The organism is Corallincola holothuriorum, from assembly GCF_003336225.1.
Lineage (GTDB): Bacteria > Pseudomonadota > Gammaproteobacteria > Enterobacterales > Neiellaceae > Corallincola > Corallincola holothuriorum.
Genome location: NZ_QPID01000016.1, coordinates 18,589 through 40,363, shown reverse-complemented (window position 1 = coordinate 40,363; position 21,775 = coordinate 18,589). Strand labels below are relative to the sequence as shown.

The following is a 21,775-nucleotide window of genomic DNA, read 5'->3' as shown; positions in this document are numbered from 1 at the left end:
GTGTTAGAGAAAAAGACTCAGGGCATCATCTCTCCCACAGTGTCAACGCACTCGGGTTAGGGACATACTCACTGAGCCTTGGTGGATTACTGATAGCTAATCAGTAACCCGAGACAGATACAAGGGCCGGGGTGAGGGGACTTTTGCTCTTTGCTCTATGCTAACTCCTTTGTTTTCGACTTCTGCTACGGTGTGAGAAGTTGTAACCATCAGCGCTGCTACAAACGGCTATACTCAGACGACGGCTAGAAATACTCCAAGGATGGAATCATCTCTTCACCATTACATTTAAAAGCTCGCGCACTAAGAAAAGCCCAAACTGACGTCGAAAAGCAACTTTGGTCAAAGCTTCGCGCAAGGCAACTACAAAGTTGCAAATTTCGTCGTCAGGTTCCTTTAGGCCGCTACATTGTGGACTTCGTTTGCCTAGAGCGTCACCTCATTGTGGAGCTTGATGGAAGCCAGCATATATCGCAGGCCAACTATGATGAGGTCAGAACAGCCTATTTACAGAGGCTGGGTTTTCATGTGATACGTTTCTGGAACAATGAGGTGATCGAAAATTTACAAGGTGTGCTAGAGGTGATTAATGCGCAATTAGATATGTAACTTATTGCCTCCTATCTTCCTATCTCCTATCTTCCATCTGAGCCCTTCGTCCTCAATTCTCTCCAACAAGGGTAAAGTGACTTTAATGCCCTTTGCTAACTTTCGGTAATCGTACTCTTCAGAACAAAATAGTTACAGCTACCGGGTGAGTACCAAGTGCAGCGGCTATCAAAATCAAATATCAGGGATAATTCGGTAAATTCTTAAGTAGCAAAGCGTGTAACATCTCGACCACGGTCAAAACTCTTGTTAAACTCCGCGCAACAGGGAAGAGCGGCTCATTTTTTTCCAAAAGCGCCTATAGTTACATCGGCTTTCTATTGTCAGGTGCAGTGATCCGCAAGCCAAGGAGTTTTGTTTGTCGTCTGTTCAGATGGAAAATTGGTTTCTGCTAAAGGTAAAAGCTCGGCAAGAGCAGCGTGCTGTTGACAACCTAGAGTTGCAGCTCGTTGAGGCCTATTTCCCTAAAATCACCGTAACTAAAATCTCCCGCGGTAAACGCACCGTAGTTTCTGAAGCACTCTTCCCCGGTTATATTTTCGCTCGTTTCAACCCTCAGCTCATTGCGCTAACAACGATCCAATCGACACGCGGAGTCAGTGCTGTCGTCCGTTTTGGTAACCATTTGTCGAGCGTGCCAGACCTGTTAATTGATGAAATAAAACAACGTTGCGGGGAAATGGTTGCGCAGATCGATGCCAGCGCGCCGCAGTCCGGCGACAAAATGGTTATCACTGATGGCAGCTTGAAAGGGTTGGATGCGCTGTATCAGCTCGAAGATGGTGAACAACGGGCATTTGTGCTGATTGATCTGCTTGGTAAACAGCAACGGGTATCCGTTGAGAATATTCATCTGCAGAAACAATGAAATGGTAAGAACTTGATGCGCTTAGCCGATAAATCAACTGTCATATAATTTGACATCGATTGGTATACGGCGACGGGTTTGTTGTAGAATGCGCGCGGTCACAATGAGTTGGTTGCGCGCAATTGCTCAGGATAGTGGGCCTAAATATATAAAATTCAATTTGTTAAGGCGATTTGGGGGCCGTAACCCAAGGGCGGTAGCGTGCCTGAAATAACTACCTTTGGCCTTAACAATATTCAGTAAGCTGTAGTAAACTTTCATCAATCAAAGGAACTGAAGTTAGCGCTTCGTTGCTATATCAATACTATTGACGAGTTCGTCGAGCTGGAACGCCTTAAACCATGATAAAAAGTAAGATATTCAGTACTTTCCTTTTTGCTGTCATTAGCTGCGTTGTATTTCCGACTGTCGCTGCAAGCCCCTCACAGGCTCAGATAGAACAGTTCAAACGCCTTCCTAAAGCACAACAACAGGCGTTGGCTAAGCAGTATGGTGTTGATATAAATCAGCTCAACGGTGGTTCACGAAGTGTACAAACTCAAGTGCAGCAGCCGTTGGTTTACCCTCGAGGTACGCAGTTTGACGAGCAGGGCAATCCTATTGAGCCGGTTGAGTTGGAAAGCAGTGCCGCTGTTGACGAAGAAGATGATGATACGCTGAAGCCATTTGGTTATGACTTATTCGCTGGTAGTCCTTCGACGTTTGCCCCTGCGAACATGAGCTTGGTGCCGGGTAATTATATTATCGGCCCTGGCGATAAGGTTAATATCCAGCTTTATGGCAAGCAGGATGCCGAGCATGAATTCAGTGTGACCCGCGAAGGAACAATCGATTTTCCTTCATTAGGCCCAGTAAAAGTGGCCGGTCTTACTTACAGTGAATTAAAGAAGTTCGTTAAAGAGGAAGTTAAGCGCCAAACCATTGGTGTGAACGTGAATGTCACTTTAGGTGAATTACGCTCTATTCAAGTATTTGTGCTCGGTGAAGCGCACAAGCCCGGAGCCTATACCGTCAGTGCTTTATCGACCATGACCCATGCGTTGTTTGTCAATGGCGGCATCAATGAGATCGGCTCCTTGCGTAATATCCAACTCAAACGTGCAGGTCAGACAGTCGCAACCTTAGATCTTTATGACCTATTGACTAAAGGTGATACCAGCAGTGATGTGCGTCTGCAGTCTGGTGACGTGGTGTTTATTCCGCCGGTAGGGGATACCGTTAGCGTTGACGGTGAAGTGCGCCGCCCTGCGATATACGAGATCAAAGGCAGTGAAACCATTGGCGACTTAATTACTGTTGCAGGTGGATTTAAATCCGGTGCTTATCCTAGACAGAGCGTTTTAGAGCGTATTGGCAGCTCTAAATTGCGTAAGCCATATAACCTTGATCTGACCAATGACAGCGATCTAAAGCGCAAGGTGCAAGATGGTGACTTCCTTCGTGTGCTGTCTGCCTCTTCATCCTTTGACAGCTCAATTACCTTGATGGGCGCAGTGACTCGCCCAGGCCTCTACGCCTGGAGTGAAAACATGCGTATATCAGCGCTGATAAAGAGCCGTACGTCAGACTTGATGTCTTATGCGGATCTGGATTATGGCCTTGTGGTGCGTGAACTGAATGTACGCGGTGATATCGAAGTGCTGCAGTTTTCCCCTGGCGATGTGCTGAGTGGCAAAGCTGGCGAGCAAGACTATCTGCTCTCCTCCAGAGATACCATCGTGCTATTTAGCCGTTACGAGCGGAAGTCCTCAGCAGCAACGACACTGTCAGACCTTGCAGGAACGCCCCAACAACTGCAAAAGCGCCGCTCGTTGTTACTTGAAGAACGCGTTGAAAGTAACAAGTTCTGGCGGGAATATCTGGTGGCATTTTTGGGGGTTGATGGCAGCTTGCAAGGGCAAGAGCTGGAAGACGAGATCCAAACCAAGCTTTCCAGTATGGGGATCCAAGAATCAAGCCTACAGCAGATGGTGGCGGGGCAGGCGGATAGAAATACGCTGTCGTATCAGGATGCCCATGAATATTCACGCAAGCGCTTGCTCCTACCTATCGTTAATCAGTTGCAGGCACAAGGGCGCTCTGGGGCCCCGATACAGCTAGTTGAAGTGGATGGCGCGGTTAAAAATCCCGGTGTCTATCCTTTGCCCGCCAATGGCCGTATTTCAGACATAGTGACAGCCGCTGGTGGTTTAAGTGAGTCGGCATTCACCCTAACAGCAGAATTGGCACGTAACCGCGTTGAAAACGATTTCAGAGTCAGTATTGAACATCTGTCATTTAATGTGCAGCAAGCACTTAGCGGCGATGATGCACAGGATCATATTTTACAGAGCAAAGACCGTATCAATATTCACCACCTTCCGGATTATCAGGAAGAGATGAAAGTGGTGTTGCGCGGTGAGGTAGTGTTTCCTGGGACCTATGTGATCCGCCGCGGCGAGACCATGATGGATGTGATTAAGCGCGCAGGCGGCTTTACCGAGTATGCGCACATCGATGGTAGCGTGTTTACTCGTGCATCTGTGCGAGAGCAGGAGAGTAAATTCCTCACCAAGATTGCATCAGATTTAAGAACAGAGTTAGCTGGAATGAGCTTGCGTAGCGGCTCTGGTCAAGGGCAGCTCGTTGACTATGATCAACTTCAGCAGCTACTGAACGATATTACGACTATCGAACCAGTTGGCCGTATGGTGGTTGATATTCCAGCATTGATGGAAGGGAATAGCGCATTCAATATTGCTTTAGAGCCGGGCGATGAGTTGGTGGTGCCTGCGTTTAGAAATTCTTTGAATGTATTAGGGCAAGTTCAGCTGCCTATTACCCATTTGTATGATGGCCGATTGACCGTAGACGACTATATCGCGCGTAGCGGAGGTTTGAAGAAGCAAGCGGATGATGACCGTATATACGTGATTCGGGCGAACGGTTCGGTGATGATCCCTGAGAAATCATTCTGGTTCAATGGTAGCAGTTCAATGCAACTAGCACCGGGTGACACCATCGTGGTGCCATTAGACGTCGAGTACATGGACAACTTGACGCTTTGGACCAACATCACCCAGATCTTGTACCAGACTGGTGTTGCCGTAGCCGCCGTAGCATCGTTGTAATGCGTTTAGCTCTTTCTCCTTCTCCCCTTTGTGGGAGAAGGCCGGGGTGAGGGGTGTTTGCTTTTAGTTCTAACCCCTTCTCCCCTCGCGGGAGAAGGCTGAGATGAGGGGGGCTTTGCTCCCAGCTTCTAAGATTCATGCTTTTTGTTCCTTCTCCCCTAGTGGGAGAAGGCTAGGATGAGGGGGCGCTTGCTTTTTCCCTCCCCAAAAAACTAATTTACTACGCACATAAACAGCAGATAAAACTGAGCAGATATTTATATGCCAAGCAACAAAACAACACCTGCGCATTCTTCCGCGACAACTTCCCTTCCAAACGGGCAAGAACAGTCGCCGTCATTTCAATCAGGTGCAGCACCATTGAATAACGACAATCAGCCATATGCAGGCCAATACCCAGGCTATATGCCGATGCCCTACATGCAACAACCAGCAGACGATGAAATAGACCTGCGGGAACTGTGGAACGTCATTTGGCGCGGCAAACTGCTAATCATCGCCATCACGGCGATCTTTGCTGTCGGCGCGGTGGCATTCGCCATCAGCAAGCCCAACATCTATAAAGCAGATGCACTGCTCGCCCCCGCCGAAAGTGCTGGCGGCGCCGGCGGCTTGCGCGCTTTGGCTGGGCAGTTTGGTGGGTTAGCAAGCCTAGCAGGGGTTAACCTAGGTGGCGGCGGTGGTGAAGATAAGACAGGGCTGGCCATTAAAGTCCTAAAATCCCGCGCTTTTATTCAATCCTTTATCGAACGTCATGGCTTGCTCGTACCGCTGATGGCTGCGAAATCCTGGAATAAAATGTCCGGCGAGCTTGCCATCGATCCAGAAATCTATGACGTTAAAACTAAAACATGGTTGCGGGACGTCGAACCACCTAAAAAGCCTAAACCGTCTGCTTGGGAAGCGTATGAAGTATTCTCAAAAGAGGTATTAAACGTTGTCCAAGACGAAACCACATTGTTTGTCACTCTGTCCGTTGAACATCACTCCCCCATCGTTGCTAAGCAGTGGGTTGATCTTCTAGTCAAAGATATTAATCAGCATCTCAAAACCGTAGAAACCGATGAAGCTAAACGCAGCATCGCATATCTGGAAGCACAGCTGGAAAAGACCTCAGTGGCTGATATGCAAACCGTGTTCTACCAATTAATTGAAGAACAGACCAAAACAGTGATGCTCGCCGAAGTCAGGGAAGAGTACGTATTCAAGACCGTTGACCCAGCAATTGTTCCAGAAGAAAAGGCCAAGCCTAAACGAGCGCTAATTTGTGTGTTGGGCGTGATGCTCGGTGGCATGCTCGGGGTGATGGTTGTACTTATCAGGAATTTTTCGCGTAAAGATGCTGAAGATTAAACTTAGGTATGTTGAAACATCAGCTGCCTAAGTTGGTTTAAAAAGCCTAAAAATCAAAATCAAAGTCAATATCGTTGGACTCGCCGCTCACCCTGATCCTTTCGAAAATAATCACCTCCCCGAATTTTGCGTAAGGAATGCACGAGGCCGTTTTTATTTGGTTAACCTTTTGATATTTAAGTTTAATCTGATCGTTTAAAGTTTATAAATTAGGATGTTACCGCTCAATGAGAATACTTACCGTCTTTGGAACAAGACCCGAAGCAATAAAAATGGCTCCTCTCGTCCATGCTCTGGCTAAAGACGAACGTTTTGATGCAAAAGTATGTGTAACTGCGCAGCATAGAGAAATGCTAGATCAGGTCTTAGCGCTTTTTGAGATAACTCCCGATTACGATCTTAACCTGATGAAACCAAACCAAGATCTTACCGATGTAACTTGTGGCATCTTAAACGGTTTGAAGCCAGTTTTGGCAGAATTCAACCCCGATTATGTGTTAGTACATGGTGACACAGCCACTACGTTATCAGCGACTTTGGCATCTTATTATCAACAGATAAAGGTAGGCCATGTAGAAGCAGGTTTAAGGACAGGTAACATCAACTCGCCGTGGCCAGAAGAGGGTAATCGAAAGCTTACAGGTGCATTGGCCGAATTGCACTTTGCGCCTACCGATGCTTCAAGAAAAAATCTACTTAACGAAAATGTAGACGCATCTAAGGTGGTTGTTACCGGTAATACGGTCATCGATGCTTTGTTGGATGTGGTTGATAAATTGAAATCAGATACAGAATTGGCAGCAAATCTAAGTGCTAGGTTTAATTTCTTGAATGCCACTCAGCGTCTGGTGCTGATCACTGGGCATAGGCGTGAAAGCTTTGGTGGCGGTTTCGAACGTATCTGTGAGGCCATAGCCTACATGGCGAGTCGCTTTCCATCTGTACAGTTCGTTTATCCTGTTCATCTCAATCCTAACGTCCGGGAGCCTGTAAACCGTCTGCTTAAGAGTCTCGATAACGTGTTTTTAATTGAACCACAGGATTATCTCCCCTTCGTGTACTTAATGAATCGATCCAGTGTCATTCTGACCGACTCGGGAGGGATCCAGGAAGAAGCACCATCGCTGGGCAAACCGGTTCTGGTAATGCGTGAAACAACAGAAAGGCCCGAAGCAGTAGATGCAGGAACGGTAAAGTTGGTTGGTACCGATGTAAGGCAAATAGTTACCGAACTAACAACGCTGTTAACGGATGAAGGCGCATACACAAAAATGAGTGTTGCTCACAACCCTTACGGTGATGGATCTGCCTGTAAACGCATTCTTGAAACGCTCGCTAACTGACCGTTGTTACTGCACGAAAGTTGAACCTGCTTAATGTAAATTAAAGGAAAACCATGTCTTTTGAAACTATATCAGTAGTTGGTCTTGGTTACATTGGTCTGCCGACTGCGGCCATGTTCGCCTCCCGTAAGAAAAAAGTAATCGGTGTTGACGTGAATCAGCATGCTGTAAACACCATTAACAAAGGGCAAATTCATATTGTCGAGCCAGAACTCGATATGATCGTCCATGCTGCGGTTACCCAAGGGTACCTGACTGCGACTACTTTGCCCGCGGTCGCAGATGCCTTTTTGATTGCGGTGCCAACACCGTTCAAGCCATGTAATGAAAGTGAGGTACCTGAGCCTGATCTGGCATATATCGAATCAGCTGCTAATGCGATTGCACCGGTGCTTAAAAAAGGTGACCTGGTTATCCTTGAATCAACTTCACCCGTTGGCGCAACGGAGCAGATGGCCGAATGGTTGGCAGAAGCTCGTTCAGATCTTACTTTCCCACAACAAGCTGGTGAAGATGCCGATATTAATGTCGCGCACTGTCCAGAGCGGGTATTACCTGGGCATGTAGTTCGAGAGTTGGTAGAAAATGACCGAGTAATAGGTGGCATGACAGCAAAATGTTCGGCGAGAAGTGTCGAGCTGTACAAAACATTTGTTCAGGGTGAATGCGTAATAACCAACGCCCGTACAGCAGAAATGGCCAAACTTACCGAGAATGCATCTCGTGATGTTAGCATTGCTTTTGCCAATGAACTGTCACTTATTTGCGACACGCTGAACATAGATGTATGGGAGCTTATTGCACTGGCTAATCGGCATCCAAGGGTAAATATTCTGCAACCCGGTCCTGGCGTTGGCGGCCACTGCATTGCTGTCGATCCGTGGTTTATCGTGTCTAAAACGCCAGCGCTGGCAAAGCTGATCCATACAGCTCGTCAGGTTAATGATAGTAAGCCTGAGTGGGTGGTTGAAAAAGTAAAATTGGCGGTAGCAGAATTTCTACAGTGCAATCCCACTAAAACAGCCGCAGATGTGAAGATCGCTTGCTTTGGTTTGGCGTTTAAACCAGATATTGATGATCTGCGTGAAAGCCCTGCATTAGCCATTGCTATGAGCATTGCAGCTAGCCACCCAGCAACGCTCTATTTTGTCGAGCCTAATATCGAACAGTTACCAAAGCGTGCGGCAGAAAATGCTCAGTTAGTGGCGGTTGATGAAGCGTTTGAAGTGGCTGATATTGCTGTGTTGCTTGTTGATCATGCTGAGTTTAAAGGCTGCAGTGACGTTCCTGAGTCATTGGTGATTATTGATACAAAGGGGATCTGGTGAAAGTGAAAATTCTTGTTACTGGTGGCGCGGGCTTTATCGGTAGCGCTGTTGTACGCCATATCATCGAAAACACAAACGACGCTGTTGTTAATGTCGATAAACTCACCTATGCGGGTAATGTCGAATCTCTGGCGTCAGTTACTGATCATGAACGTTATCACTTTATTCAGGCAGATATTTGTGATGCATTAGCTATGGCTGAGGTTTTTGAAGAATATCAGCCGACTGCGGTTATGCATTTAGCGGCCGAGTCTCATGTTGATCGTTCCATTGATGGCCCAGCTGAATTTATGCAGACCAATATTATGGGCACCTTTACCTTGTTAGAGGCGGCGCGTAGCTACTGGAATACACTCGATGTCGACCACAAAGCCGCTTTCCGTTTTCATCACATTAGCACCGATGAGGTGTATGGTGACTTGCATGGTACGGATGCTCTCTTCACCGAAGAGAACAATTACGAGCCAAGCTCTCCATACTCTGCTTCCAAAGCATCGAGTGATCATCTTGTTCGAGCTTGGCATCGCACTTATGGCCTACCGGTGATTGTTACTAACTGTTCTAACAACTATGGCCCGTATCATTTCCCTGAAAAATTAATCCCCCACATGATCTTGAATGCCTTAGAAGGCAAGCCGTTACCTGTGTATGGAGATGGCAGTCAGGTTCGAGATTGGTTGTATGTAGAAGATCATGCTCGTGCTCTTTACAAAGTTGTTACCGAGGGCGAGGTGGCGGTAACTTATAACATAGGTGGGCATAACGAGCAGAAGAATATTGAGGTAGTGCAAACCATCTGTTCGCTGCTTGAAGAATTGGCTCCCTCTTGCCGTTATTCCCGCGAAGGCGGGAATCCAGATGGTTTTGAGAGTCTGATAACCTATGTTACCGACCGCCCTGGCCACGATGTCCGCTACGCTATTGATGCTTCTAAAATTCAGCGTGAACTGGGCTGGGTTCCTGACGAGAGCTTTGAAAGTGGATTGCGTAAAACAGTAGAGTGGTACTTGAATAATCAGGAGTGGTGCAAAAGAGTGCAAGATGGTTCTTATCAACGCGAGCGCCTTGGAGCATAAAAAATGAAAGGGATAGTTCTTGCAGGCGGCTCCGGTACTCGCCTTTATCCGATTACCAAAGGTGTATCTAAACAGCTGCTTCCAGTGTATGACAAGCCGATGATTTACTATCCAATATCCGTACTTATGTTGGCTGGTATAAGGGACATATTAATAATCACAAGACCCGAAGACCAAGCTGCTTTTATTCGTTTGTTAGGTGATGGTAGTGATTTTGGTATCAATCTTAGCTATGCCATTCAGCCCAGTCCAGACGGTTTAGCACAAGCCTTTATTATTGGTGAAGAGTTTATCGGTAATGATAATGTGTGTTTAGCACTAGGTGATAATATTTTTTATGGGCAAGGCTTTTCCCCAAAGCTAATAAATGCCGCAACCAAAAGACAAGGCGCTACGGTTTTTGGTTATCAAGTTAAGGATCCTGAGCATTTTGGTGTGGTCGAATTTGATAAAAACAAAAAAGCAATTTCTATAGAAGAAAAACCAGTGCGAGCAAAGTCAAATTATGCAGTAACAGGCTTGTATTTCTATGATAATGATGTGGTTGAAATATCTAAACTAATAAAGCCATCAGTACGTGGTGAATTAGAGATTACTTGTGTGAATAACACCTACTTAGAACGTGGAGATTTGAATGTTGAGTTGTTAGGTCGAGGTTTTGCGTGGCTTGATACTGGTAAACATGAATCCCTATTAGAAGCGGGACAATTTGTACAGACAATTGAACATAGACAGGGATTCAAGATTGCTTGTCTAGAAGAAATTTCCTTTAATAATGGTTGGTTAACGGAATTGCAGCTAAAGAGTCTCGCAAAACCTATGTTGAAAAATGGTTATGGCCAGTATTTAATGAGCTTATTGGATTGAGATGGATATTAAATTAAACCAACCTGTAGAACCAGATATAATAAAGCTTACCAATTACTTAAAACAAGTTCATGAAAATGGCTGGTATACTAATTTTGGCCCATTACATCAGAAATTAACTAAAAGGTTAGAAGAGTACTTAGGTGTTGAAAACTTACTGCTTGTTTCCAATGGCACACTTGCGTTACAGGTCGCATATAAAGTACTTAATGTAAAAAAAGCACTAACAACTCCATTCAGTTTTGTAGCTACCGCTAGTTCGTTAATATGGCAGGATGTCGACGTTTCATTTAGTGATGTTGAAAGGTATTCATATAATTTGTGTCCTGAAAAATCTCAGCAAGCGTTAGATGTTGATTCTGAAATAGACACAATTGTAGCTACCCATGTGTATGGAAATCCTTGTGATGTTGCCAAGTTTGAAGATATTGCAAAAAAGAAAAATGTAAGAATTATTTACGATGCCGCTCATGCTTTTGGTGTGAAAATTGAGGGGAAGTCTGTACTGAATTTTGGTGATGCCAGTACGTTAAGTTTTCATGCAACAAAAATTTTTCATACGGTAGAGGGCGGAGCCGTAGTTTTTAAAAATAGAAATGACTACCAGTTAGCGAAGCGTTTAATTAATTTTGGAATAAATTCAGAGGATGGTAAAATAAGAGAGGTAGGAATTAATGCCAAACTTAATGAATACCAGTGTGCCGTAGGGTTAACTCTTCTTGATGAAATTGATGACATTTTAGCTTGCCGCTCTCGCCTAATCAATATATATCGTGATGGACTACGAGATATTGTTGATATGCCTACTTGGGATACGCGATCAAGCTTGAATGGTGCATATATGCCAATCAAATTGTCTAGTAATGAAGAACGTAAGTTTGTCGAGGCTACTCTTAAGAAAAATAATATTCAATCCCGCCATTATTTTTCTCCATCACTGGATCGTGTTTTCAGCGAAAATTTTGTTCACTCTAATGAAAATAGTAACGCTTTGACTGATTCTATACTATGTTTGCCACTACATTTCTATATGACCATTGAAGATGTAAATAGAGTTGTAGCTGTAGTTAAAAAGGCTTTAAAAAAATGAAAGTACTAATTGTATCTGATAATTTTGAGCTTGTAGAGCACTTTAAGTCTGTTGCTAAATGCATTCCCTATGATACAGCCTCATTTAACTATTCTTATAGCGCTATAAACAAAAACCCCAAAAAATTAATAGAACTGGGTATGAGCTTCGTTGACATGAAAGATTGTTCCTCCGTAAGTAAAATAATTGAAAAGTATGATTTGGTTATTTCAGCTCATTGTAAACAAATATTCCCTCCAAATTTAGTTGACTCTATTCGATGTATTAACGTTCACCCTGGATTAAATCCTTATAACAGGGGCTGGTATCCACAAGTATTTTCAATAGTAAATGGTAAGCCAGTTGGTTGTACTATTCATTTAATGGATTCAGAAATTGATCATGGTGCAGTAATTTACCAGCGAAAAGTTGATGTTAATTCTTACGATACGTCATTAGATGTATATAGAAATGTCATCTCAGAGGAAAAATATCTAATATCTAACCATCTACTTGATTTGATCTCAGGGAATTATCCTTGTGAAGAACTAAAAACTGAAGGTAATTATAATAGTATAGAGGATTTTAATGCGTTGAGGAGTCTGGATTTATCTTCAGAAGGCTCATTGGGAGAGCATATTGATTTATTAAGGGCATTAACTCATGGTGACTTCAATAATGCCTATTTTTTAGACGAAAATTCAGAAAAGATCTATATAAAAATATCTCTTAATAAAGAAGTGTTGTAGGTGGTCAATCTTAAGAAAAACATAGTATGTAACTATGTGAGTCAAATATATGTGACAATTATAGGTATAGTGCTGCTTCCTATGTATATAAAGTATATGGGCAGCGAAGCATATGGTTTAATTGGCTTCTTTGCGATGCTACAAGTTTGGTTTAATGTTTTAGACCTAGGGTTAACTCCTACTATTGCTCGTGAAACTGCTCGATATCGTGCTGGTGCCTTATCCAAACTAGAATTCAGTCAGCTATATCGTGCTTTGAGTATGATTTTTTTATCAATAGCTGTAGTAGGTGGTGGCGTTCTATTTTTATTATCAGAGTCAGTGGCAACAAAGTGGCTTAATATAGAAAGCTTGAGTATTTCAGATGTTATTATTGCTGTGCAAGTAATGGCTATAAGCGTAGCGCTTCGCTGGATTACCGGTCTATATCGTGGAGTGGTGTCAGGTTCTGAAGAATTAGTTTGGTTAAGTGGTTTTAACGTAATTGTTGCTACGCTCAGGTTTGTGGGTGTTTTCTTTAGTATGTGGCATTACGGGTTCACACCGATCGTGTTTTTTGTTCATCAGTTTTGTGTTGCTCTGCTCGAAAATACAGGCTTAGCTTTAAAAACAAGAGAATTACTGCCAAGAAAAAAAGATTTAAATGAAAAAATAGGTTGGTCGTTTGAACCAATAAAGCCGACATTAAAATTCTCGCTTACTATTGCATTTACCGCCTCGGTTTGGGTGTTTGTCACTCAAACAGACAAATTAGTATTATCAGGTATTTTATCTCTCGAAGACTATGGTTACTTTACTTTAGCTGTTTTAGTGGCTAATGGCATCATAGTCATCGGTGGGCCAATCAGTAGTGCAATCATGCCGAGAATGGCTCGATTACATGCTGAAAATAAACATACTGAAATGATAAAGGTATATCGGAAAGCAACAAAACTAGTTTCAATAATTGCTGGGACCACTGCTATAACTTTGATTGCAACGGCGAAGCCGTTACTTATCGCGTGGACTGGTGACGAATATTTGGCCTCTCAAGCCGCCCCGATATTGAGATTATATGCAGCAGGTAATCTATTTTTGTCAATCTCTGCATTCTCTTATTATATTCAATATGCCAAGGGTAATTTACGTTATCACTTGATTGGCAACTTAGGTCTGGTTGTTATCTTAATTCCATGTGTCATTTTGGCGGCTGTAAACTTTGGTTCGTTAGGCGCCGGTTATGTCTGGCTAAGTATGAATGCTCTATTTTTCTTATGTTGGGTGGCTTATGTGCATCATAAATTAGAGCCTAATTTACACCTGAAATGGTTGATTAGTGATGTGCTGAAATTGATATTTCCCATAATGTTGTTTGCTACGTTTATTTCATTATGTGCGCCAAAATATTCGCTTTCCAGTCGACTTGAAAATTTGCTTTTTGTCATTATTTTCGGTTGTCTTCTTTTTGGGGGCCCAGTAGCTATTTATGCACGTTTTAAAATCTTGCTTAAAAGAAATAGGAATTCATGTGGAAAGAAATCCCGTTAAAGTTAGTATTTGTGTAATCACGTATAACCACGAGCCCTACATTCGAGAATGTTTGGAAAGTCTAGTTTCGCAGAAAACTGACTTTAATTTTGAGATTATCATTAGAGATGACAAAAGTACTGATGGCACATATCCCATATTGAAAGAGTTTGAAGAGAACTATCCGCAGTTGATTACTGTATTGAAATCAGATGTTAACTTAGGTATGAACCGTAATTTTAGAAAGGTGTTTTCTTCTTCGTCTGGCGATTACATTGCCCTTTGTGAAGGTGATGATTTTTGGCTTAATGAAAAAAAAATTCAGCTACAATATGAACTAGCTAAAAATAACAGTGAAGTGAATTTCTTTATACACGCTTGTCATTCTGTAAACAGTAACTCCCTAAAGATAAAGCAAAACAAAAGGCGTTTTTTTGGTGCTGAGAAGGAGCTATTTTTTGATTGCAACGATATCCTTTCTTACCCGGGGCAATTTGCACCTACAAGTTCGTACTTTATAAGTTCGTCTGAGGTGAAATTATTGCCTAGCTGGTTTGATGATGCACCAATAGGTGATGTTTTTATTGAGCTATATGCAGCAAGGAAAACTGGAGGAATGTACTCACCAGAGATTCTTTCTGCTTATAGAATTGAATCCTTTGGATCTTGGACTGATAAAATGAAGCGCACAGCGCCTAAAGGAAAAATAGCGTATTCAGAAAGGATGATTATTGCAATACGGCGTATGCAAGAGGACTTTCCTTACAATCGAAAGGGAATTGAAAAAAAAATCAACGCTCTTAATTTCTTTGCTTCATTATCATATTTGAGGTTAGGTGATAAAGCTAACTTTAGAAAAAAAATTGTTCCCGTAGATAACACGTATATTTCAAAGTATCATAATTTCCTAGCGCTAGTTAAAGATATTCCAATTGCTCCTCAAGTTGTAATCAGAATGTATGAGTTAGTTAAAAAGATTCAATGGTACTTTAATAAGAGATGATGAGACACTTTGGATTATTTTTCTTATGCTTTTGGTGGGTTTTGTGGCTGACTTTAAGTTACAGTTCTATAAATCCGATAAAATCTCCTTCTACGGAGGTCACTATATTATATTTGATTTCTTTTTTTTCGATTGTGTTAGGCTACTTCTTTGTTATAAAGTTTATAGGTGTTCGTCGAAAGGTTGAAATTGGATTGCAATCTGTCATAAATAATAAGCACATTAATAATAGCTTGTTCCGCTATAGTTATATTTCTTTAGGAGCAATTATCTCATCTCTTTATTACGTTGGTGCCTTCAGTACAAGTTTTAGTGACTATTTTTTTAAGGTGAGAGGAGGTAGTGCAGAAGCCCTTGTATCAGGAAGTGGACTAATTGATTATGGCTTAAAGGTAGTTATTTATCCAATAATGCTAGCTGTGACGTTACTAATATTTAGTAGCCCAGATGGTAAAAAATTCAAGCTTTTGTTGGTTTTGAATATACTATTTTTTTTGCTTTTTTCATATTTTTTTCAAGTCAATTACCCCATGATTCTGTTGTTCGTTATTATTTTTCACTCTCAATTTAATCCATGCGTGTTCACTTCTATATTGAGAGACTTTAGAAAAAGAAGCCTTATCCCATTGGTTCTTTTATGTTTATTAGTCGTTGCTGCAGCATTTAATAGATTTGGTAGTCATGATATTGGAGGGATGCTTTCTCACTATCTAGTTTCATATCATACGCTTGGTTTTGCATTTTTTGATTTTTATTATCAAGAAGATGGAAGTTTGCTGCATGAGCATTCTTTTGGTTTGTCTATGTTGGCGAGTTTTGATTTTATATTTTCATATTTTGTTAATTTCTTTGGCGTTGAATATATCGCATCGTCTACCCAAAATGTCATGAATAATAGCATTCCGATTAATCTTGGTAGGCAAGGTAGCGTTAATTATGGTAATGCTTTTGGAACATATCTTTTTACCTTTTACCGAGATTTTAACTTTGTAGGAGTTTTTTTATATAGTGTTTTATATGGAGCGATACTAGGAGTTACAAACAAAAAATCGATGAGAGGAGATCGTTTTAGCTATTCTTTGTATTTATATTTTATTAGTATGGGAACGATCGGTATGTATGTTAGTCCTCTTGATTATAGTTATTTTTGGATAGTTCCTATAATAATCTTCTGCATTAAGCACAAGTTTAGTTTTTCAAAAAGTGATCGTAGAGGTGTAAGTGATATTTCGAGTACTTCGTAGAACGGTGATGTTCATTAAGAAGAGAAAATTTAGCCATTGCGGTAAAAATGTGATTTTTGATCCTCTTTCATCTGAGTTTTCTTACGGTACAATTAGTCTTGGAAATAACGTCTTTATTGCTCCTCAGGCATGGTTTCGCTCAGATAGAGGCAGGATAGATATTGCAGATGATGTAATGTTTGGTCCGAAAGTTCAGATCTATGGAGGCAATCATATCTTTGATGTAATAGGTAAAAAGATGAATGAGAACCATAAGGATATATATCATCAGGATAAAAATGTCAGTATTGAGCCAGATGTATGGGTCGGAGGTGGCTCTATAATACTATCTGGAGTAACAATTGGGCGCGGCGCTATTATAGGTGCTGGATCGGTTGTAACTAGGAATGTCCCTGCTTATAGCATTGCTGCTGGTAATCCTTGTAGAATAATTAAGCGCAGATTTTCTAATGAAGAAATAAATTTGCATGAGTCGACTTTGAATAAGCGTGGTGTAATTTAGTGAGTAAGATTTTTTTCTTTGGCCGATTCCCTGCGTTTAAAGAAGTCGGTGGAGTGACCACTTTTACTTTTAACTTTGCAAACAAGTTTAAAAGCGAAGGAATCGAAGTTATAGATTTTTACCCTGCCAAAGGAAAAGAAGTTCCAAGGGGAGTAAAAGCCCACTTCATTCTTGGTAATAGGCTGAAAAGATTGGCATCTATTTTTTTCTTTAATTTTTTTAATAAAGGTATCTATTTTTTTAATTTCTCCTCAATAAGATCCTTGTTATTCTTGTTTTTTCTACCAAAAAGAATTAGCTCAACTTGGGTAGCTATATTTCATAATGGGGAGCAATCGCAGAAATACCTTCAAAGTAATCCTTTTGCTCGTCTAATTATGAGAACGACCTTGCGAAAAGTCGATTTTATTGGAGCCCTGTCTGATAGGCAGCGTAAATTTTTTAGTAGAGTAGGAGTGAAGAACGTCTATAGAGTTACGCCATATATTTCATCATGCCGGAAGACTAAGTGTAATATAAAAATTGGAAATTCTGTTGGCGTTACTAGAATACTTGTTTCTGGATTTCCAACAAGAATATACAGGATTCTTGAAACACTTTCTGTTTTTTCAAGGTTGGCAAACGAAGGAATCATATTTGAATTGCATGTTTGTTTGTATGGTTTTGATTCGGATGGTATAAGAGAAGAAATACTACGCAAGGCCGCTCAAATGGATTCTGTTCATCTGCATTCTCACTTGTCTGGGATTGAATTTAATTCGCTTTTAAAAGAAATGGACTTGTACCTTAGGATGAATACAGTTGATAGTTTCGGGCTTGTTGTTGCTGAGGCCATAGAATGTGGTGTCGAAGTTGTTGCTACTGATGTGTGTGAACGACATCCTGGAGTTAATTTAGTTGCTGTCGATGATTTCGAATTAGTATATAAAGAGCTAAAGTTTTATATTGAAAATAAACACTTTTCTGGTGAGTTGTTAATTCAAAAGACTCCTGAAGGATTGGTAAGTTATGAAGAGCTTGTTCGTGTTGTTCAAAAACATAATTCCCTTCTTTATTGATTTTTAAATTTTTTGGTGTTGCTCTCTGGTCAAAGTGAGTTACACTTTATTGCCAATGAAAATAAAATTCATTATCTAACTGATAATAGATTTTCACAGCTTCATAAAATGCGCTGAATGTAGCTTTCTAGATCAAGTAACACGACTTTAATATCTACGGTGTTCTTTCCTATATAGTAGAACCTTTCTAGCTATGGAGGTCATATCCTACAAATATGCCTTGGGTTTGGTGAAGTACGAAAATGAACTCGTGTAAGATATGCCATTCCTCTCATTATGGTACTGAGTTGCTTAAAGGAGTCCATCTCTCATGTTGGATAAATGAACAGGTTATCCACTAATGGTGCTCGAATGAATATCATTCTTACTCAGGGAGCTGTTTAATTATAGCACACCGAAGTGGAGTTAATGCTCAAGGGACCATATGGTCTTTTTTTTCGGCACTTTAAGTGTGTATCTAACTAGTCGTTGGCCTAATGGGTGGCGTGCTTCTCTTTAGGGGCTGCTGCGTCACTAAGCGAGCAAAGGTCGTTGGTAGCAAATGCTAAAGTTTTAGTCGGAGCGGCACTTTACCCGCTTGATTGTAAATGATCCGAATCTGATGGTGTTCGCCTGAAAGTGGCGTTGCCATCCAATCTGTTGCGCCACCAAGCCTAACCACCAAAGCATGATTTCTGCGAGCATGGCTATTAGCAGCAGTACATCGTAACGGCGCGGACAGCGCGAGCGACTATGGCGCAAGCTAAAGCCGTATTTCGGGCTTTTTAAATCGCGGAAGGTTTCTTCTATCTTCATCCGCTTGGCGTACAGTTTGGTGATTTGCACAGCCTTAAACAGCGCTGGCGGTAAGTTGGTTGCCAGCACCAAAGACTCTTTGGCGGAGCGGTGATACAGCTTCTTGGCTGAGTGATTGTTACCTGAGCGGCGAGAACGCTTATCTTTGGATTTATACAGGTATAGCTGACAAGGCATCGGTTTCTTTCTTGCTATCTGTACCGCCCCGATATAGCGGGCTTTGCTGTTAGCTGAGTCGTAAAGGGTTTTGGTCAGTTGCCACTGTTTACCGAGTTGATAACAGACCTTACCACGTAAGCGGCCTAACCAATACCAACCACAACCGGCTACTTCCCGAAACCAGGTGTTGCGATAACCCGCATCAGTGACAATCAGCGGTGTACAAGCTTTAGGTAGCACATAAGCGAGCTCTTTCAGGAACAGGTTATGACTACGGGGCGCGTTATAATCCTTAAACTCAAAAGTGCGCTCATACAGCGTTATCGAGCGTCCTTTCACCGAGACAGAAGCCCGCAATGTCATCATTCGTAACTGCTCCCGCACATCAGCCCAATCCACCAAAACAACCGGCATGGGATTGGCACCACATAACTGCCGCGCGTGCCACTGATATACCGCCAATCGTTCGTTATTCAGATGATGATTGCCCAATAAGCGATCCATCCGTTTAATGTTGTGCTTGGGCGCAACACGCCCCTCAATGTTTCTTCCTAGTTCGGTCAATGACAAGCTGTCGCCATCGAGTAGCGACTGGGTCGCAACCATCAGGGAACTCAGGCGTTTTTTGTGAATTTGCTGACACTGTTGTGCAAGCATTTGGTGTAGAATTTGAATTTTGCGCATCCCGACTGCCTCCGTGCAGGGTGAGATAGGACTTGTTTTTGGCGAAATTAATTAGATCAAACCACGGACTGCGCGTCTACTTTTATGAATTTCCTAGGGATTATGAGAGGATTCGCTAGAGTGAGGTGTTGGTTGGCGTTTAAGTTATGAAGAAAGTTATATGGGTGCTCGTCAGATCGTAAACCAGTCCTAGGCAACGCCCCTGGAACTTGTTTAGTGGCTAAGCGAGAACCGCATCATAATGGTCTCACAGAGGCGGTGGTATTAACCATTGGAAAATGGTCATCGATTTAGAGACTCTTTTAATATATAAAAATAAAATAGAGTAAATCAGAATTTTCAGCTACGTCTGGCTTGATAGGTAGCTTGAAAATTTATTACCTTATAATTTTATTAGAGCGAAACCAGATGGCAAATGATAGTTTAATTAAAAAGATGTTTTCTCTTTCACCTCATATTGAAATGATCGCAAGGAGAATTTATTGGAAGAATGTGAGTTGGTTGTCAAAAAGGGTGAAAAAGAGTAGGGCCAGCCAAAACGAGCTAACTCCTGTTGACTTTTGTAAAATAAAAAATTTTCTTTTATCGAATGGCGTGGATGAAGGAGGGCTATTAGTTGTTCATTCTTCTTATTCACCTTTTAAAGGTAGAGGGAAAACAGCAAACCAAATAGTCGATATGTTAGTTGAAATGGTTGGTGATACAGGCACTGTTGCAATGCCCGCAATGCCAAAGTTTAAAAATTCAGTTAAAGTTGAGGATTATCTTGTTAAAAATAGAGATAATACCGTGTACGAATATGACGTTCAAAAGTCATCGATAAAGACTGGCGTGTTACCTTTATTGCTTCATAAGCGTGATAAATCAATCCGAAGTAGGCACCCTATAAATTCTATGGTCGCTATGGGTCCCCTAGCAGAAGTATTGATGCGAGAGAACTTAACGGGAGATTCACCTCTAGCTTGTGGTGTTAATTCTTCATGGAATTGCTGTGTAGAGCACGATGCTGTAATTGTAGGTTTAGGAACAGACCTAACTCACAGTTTAACAATGATTCATGTTGCTGAAGATATATTAGACGAAAGATGGCCAATAAAACACTGGTACATAGAGAAGACGTTCGTCATAAAGGACCGCGACTTTGAAGAAAAAAGAACACTACGAGAGCGAGCTCCACATTGGGGAGCCCTCCACTTTGGAGAACGTACACTTTGCAGCGACCTCATTAAAGCCGGGCTTTTGAAAACAACGATTATAGATGGGATTACAGTGGAAGTTATTAAGTCGAAAGATCTTATTGAATTTTTGAATAGAAATAATGCTAATGGTTATCCTTATTTTTGGTTGAAGAATGAAATTAGTTAGTGTTATAGCCCGAACTAAGCCTCTGTGTTTTGATCTGGCTGGTAATCTATTGCTGTCAAAATCACATCGAGTGTATATTAAAACTGTTTCTGGTAAGTTGAGTTTTTTATTTGGCTTTAAAGAGTCAAAGTTAAATAAGTTACTCTCGTTTTTTCCTTTGTGGTTTAGGATGAAGCGCTTGGGCGTTATGGCTGCAATTTCAAGTGGAGATGATTTTTTCTTTACACACGGTCGAAAAATTTACCGATATAATATGGAGCATAGGCTTCTTTCTGAAGAGCTTGTTTTCACTCAAGGCCGTGGCCCTTTGAAATTTTGCGAAGTCAAAGGTATTCCTGGGTTTTCTGATTCCATCTGTTTTGGTGAGTATTTTGGAAATCATGAGCGAAAGTCAATTAAAATATTTCAAAGGAAAATTGATGGTGCGTGGTTAAGCCCTTTTAAATTTGAAAATGGGGAGATTAATCACGTTCATGCATTGATCCCTGATGTCACGAATGAATGTATATGGATATTGACTGGAGATTTTGAACACTCCGCTGCTATTTACCAAGCAAGAAATGATTTTCAGGATGTAGAGTTAATTCTAGGTGGAGAACAAAAATTTAGATCTTGCGTGGCTTTTCCTGTTTCTAATGGGATTTTGTATGCAACAGATACACAGATGGAAAATAACAGTATTCGTTTGTTAACCCAAAAGCAAGGACAGTGGGTTTCTGAAAAGTTATTTGATATTAATGGCTCATGTATTTATGGGTGTGAGATAAAAGATTTTTATATTTTTTCAACGTCAACTGAACCATCAGAAAAGAGAAAAGGCTTTTTAAGAAAATTGTTTGATAATAAGCCTGCATCAGGGATTCTTGAAAATAAGTCAGATATTTTAAGCGTTAGGAAGTCAGACTTTGACTTTAAGCTTGTGGCTTCTGTAAATAAAGATGTTTGGCCGTATCGTTTATTTCAATTTGGCACAATTATGTTTCCATCTAACAGTGATAATTCAAATAGGTTGTATGCGTATAATGTTGGTAGTAAGTCTAATGACTTATCAACAGAGTGTTACGATTTATCGGAATGATTTTTTAGT

The 21,775-nt window shown here is 41.5% G+C and carries 16 protein-coding genes and 2 pseudogenes; 17 read left to right on the top strand and 1 reads right to left on the bottom strand.

Translation table 11 applies throughout. The features are described from left to right. Positions 1 to 267: 267 nt before the first annotated feature. The 15 genes and pseudogenes from DU002_RS19655 to DU002_RS18655 all read left to right on the top strand — a co-directional run bounded on the left by DU002_RS19655 (position 268) and on the right by DU002_RS18655 (position 17,685). Positions 268 to 609 (top strand): endonuclease domain-containing protein, encoded by a 342-nt coding sequence (locus DU002_RS19655; RefSeq protein ID WP_407642962.1) that lies wholly within the window; start codon positions 268 to 270, stop codon positions 607 to 609. Between the two features lie 358 nt (positions 610 to 967). Next, positions 968 to 1,477, top strand: a complete 510-nt coding sequence (gene rfaH / locus DU002_RS18720) for a transcription/translation regulatory transformer protein RfaH (protein ID WP_147271902.1) — start codon at positions 968 to 970, stop codon at positions 1,475 to 1,477. Positions 1,478 to 1,818: 341 nt separating this feature from the next. Next, entirely contained in the window at positions 1,819 to 4,587 is a 2,769-nt protein-coding gene (locus tag DU002_RS18715) for an SLBB domain-containing protein (RefSeq protein ID WP_114339981.1), read from the top strand. 405 nt (positions 4,588 to 4,992) lie between these two features. Further along, entirely contained in the window at positions 4,993 to 5,940 is a 948-nt protein-coding gene (locus DU002_RS18710) for a Wzz/FepE/Etk N-terminal domain-containing protein (protein ID WP_114339986.1), read from the top strand. A 227-nt stretch (positions 5,941 to 6,167) separates the two neighbouring features. After that, complete coding sequence (wecB, locus tag DU002_RS18705; RefSeq protein WP_114339980.1) at positions 6,168 to 7,283, top strand: non-hydrolyzing UDP-N-acetylglucosamine 2-epimerase; 1,116 nt, start codon at positions 6,168 to 6,170, stop codon at positions 7,281 to 7,283. Between the two features lie 53 nt (positions 7,284 to 7,336). Next, the gene (wecC, locus tag DU002_RS18700) at positions 7,337 to 8,611 is read left to right on the top strand and encodes a UDP-N-acetyl-D-mannosamine dehydrogenase (protein ID WP_114339979.1); all 1,275 of its coding nucleotides are present in this window, start codon (positions 7,337 to 7,339) and stop codon (positions 8,609 to 8,611) included. A 2-nt stretch (positions 8,612 to 8,613) separates the two neighbouring features. Then, positions 8,614 to 9,687: a dTDP-glucose 4,6-dehydratase gene (rfbB, locus tag DU002_RS18695; protein ID WP_114339985.1), complete on the top strand. Its 1,074-nt coding sequence runs from the start codon at positions 8,614 to 8,616 to the stop codon at positions 9,685 to 9,687. A gap of 3 nt (positions 9,688 to 9,690) precedes the next feature. Then, the gene (gene rfbA / locus DU002_RS18690) at positions 9,691 to 10,554 is read left to right on the top strand and encodes a glucose-1-phosphate thymidylyltransferase RfbA (RefSeq protein ID WP_114339978.1); all 864 of its coding nucleotides are present in this window, start codon (positions 9,691 to 9,693) and stop codon (positions 10,552 to 10,554) included. Between the two features lies 1 nt (position 10,555). Next, positions 10,556 to 11,644, top strand: coding sequence for a DegT/DnrJ/EryC1/StrS aminotransferase family protein (locus DU002_RS18685; protein ID WP_114339977.1), 1,089 nt, complete (start codon positions 10,556 to 10,558; stop codon positions 11,642 to 11,644). Beyond that, on the top strand, positions 11,641 to 12,372 hold the full coding sequence (locus DU002_RS18680) for a dTDP-4-amino-4,6-dideoxyglucose formyltransferase (RefSeq protein ID WP_114339976.1): 732 nt from the start codon (positions 11,641 to 11,643) through the stop codon (positions 12,370 to 12,372). Before DU002_RS18685 ends, DU002_RS18680 begins: the two co-directional genes overlap by 4 nt. After that, the gene (locus tag DU002_RS18675) at positions 12,373 to 13,899 is read left to right on the top strand and encodes a lipopolysaccharide biosynthesis protein (RefSeq protein WP_114339975.1); all 1,527 of its coding nucleotides are present in this window, start codon (positions 12,373 to 12,375) and stop codon (positions 13,897 to 13,899) included. Continuing rightward, positions 13,838 to 14,881 (top strand): glycosyltransferase, encoded by a 1,044-nt coding sequence (locus tag DU002_RS18670; RefSeq protein WP_114339974.1) that lies wholly within the window; start codon positions 13,838 to 13,840, stop codon positions 14,879 to 14,881. The genes DU002_RS18675 and DU002_RS18670 overlap by 62 nt, the downstream gene beginning before the upstream one ends. Next, entirely contained in the window at positions 14,878 to 16,125 is a 1,248-nt protein-coding gene (locus DU002_RS18665) for an O-antigen polymerase (RefSeq protein WP_114339973.1), read from the top strand. The genes DU002_RS18670 and DU002_RS18665 overlap by 4 nt, the downstream gene beginning before the upstream one ends. Before the next feature lie 238 nt (positions 16,126 to 16,363). Then, positions 16,364 to 16,585: pseudogene (locus DU002_RS19650) on the top strand (DapH/DapD/GlmU-related protein); the annotation flags it as partial. 41 nt (positions 16,586 to 16,626) lie between these two features. After that, positions 16,627 to 17,685 (top strand): glycosyltransferase, encoded by a 1,059-nt coding sequence (locus DU002_RS18655; RefSeq protein ID WP_114339971.1) that lies wholly within the window; start codon positions 16,627 to 16,629, stop codon positions 17,683 to 17,685. 597 nt (positions 17,686 to 18,282) lie between these two features. Here the strand turns inward: DU002_RS18655 and DU002_RS18650 are convergent. Beyond that, positions 18,283 to 19,323 (bottom strand): annotated as a pseudogene (locus tag DU002_RS18650) (IS4 family transposase); the annotation flags it as partial. 408 nt (positions 19,324 to 19,731) lie between these two features. Between DU002_RS18650 and DU002_RS18645 the strand changes: the two are divergent. Together DU002_RS18645 and DU002_RS18640 are read left to right on the top strand one after the other, a co-directional pair. Further along, entirely contained in the window at positions 19,732 to 20,688 is a 957-nt protein-coding gene (locus tag DU002_RS18645; protein ID WP_114339969.1) for an AAC(3) family N-acetyltransferase, read from the top strand. After that, complete coding sequence (locus tag DU002_RS18640; protein ID WP_114339968.1) at positions 20,675 to 21,766, top strand: hypothetical protein; 1,092 nt, start codon at positions 20,675 to 20,677, stop codon at positions 21,764 to 21,766. The genes DU002_RS18645 and DU002_RS18640 overlap by 14 nt, the downstream gene beginning before the upstream one ends. The last annotated feature ends 9 nt before the right edge of the window (positions 21,767 to 21,775 follow it).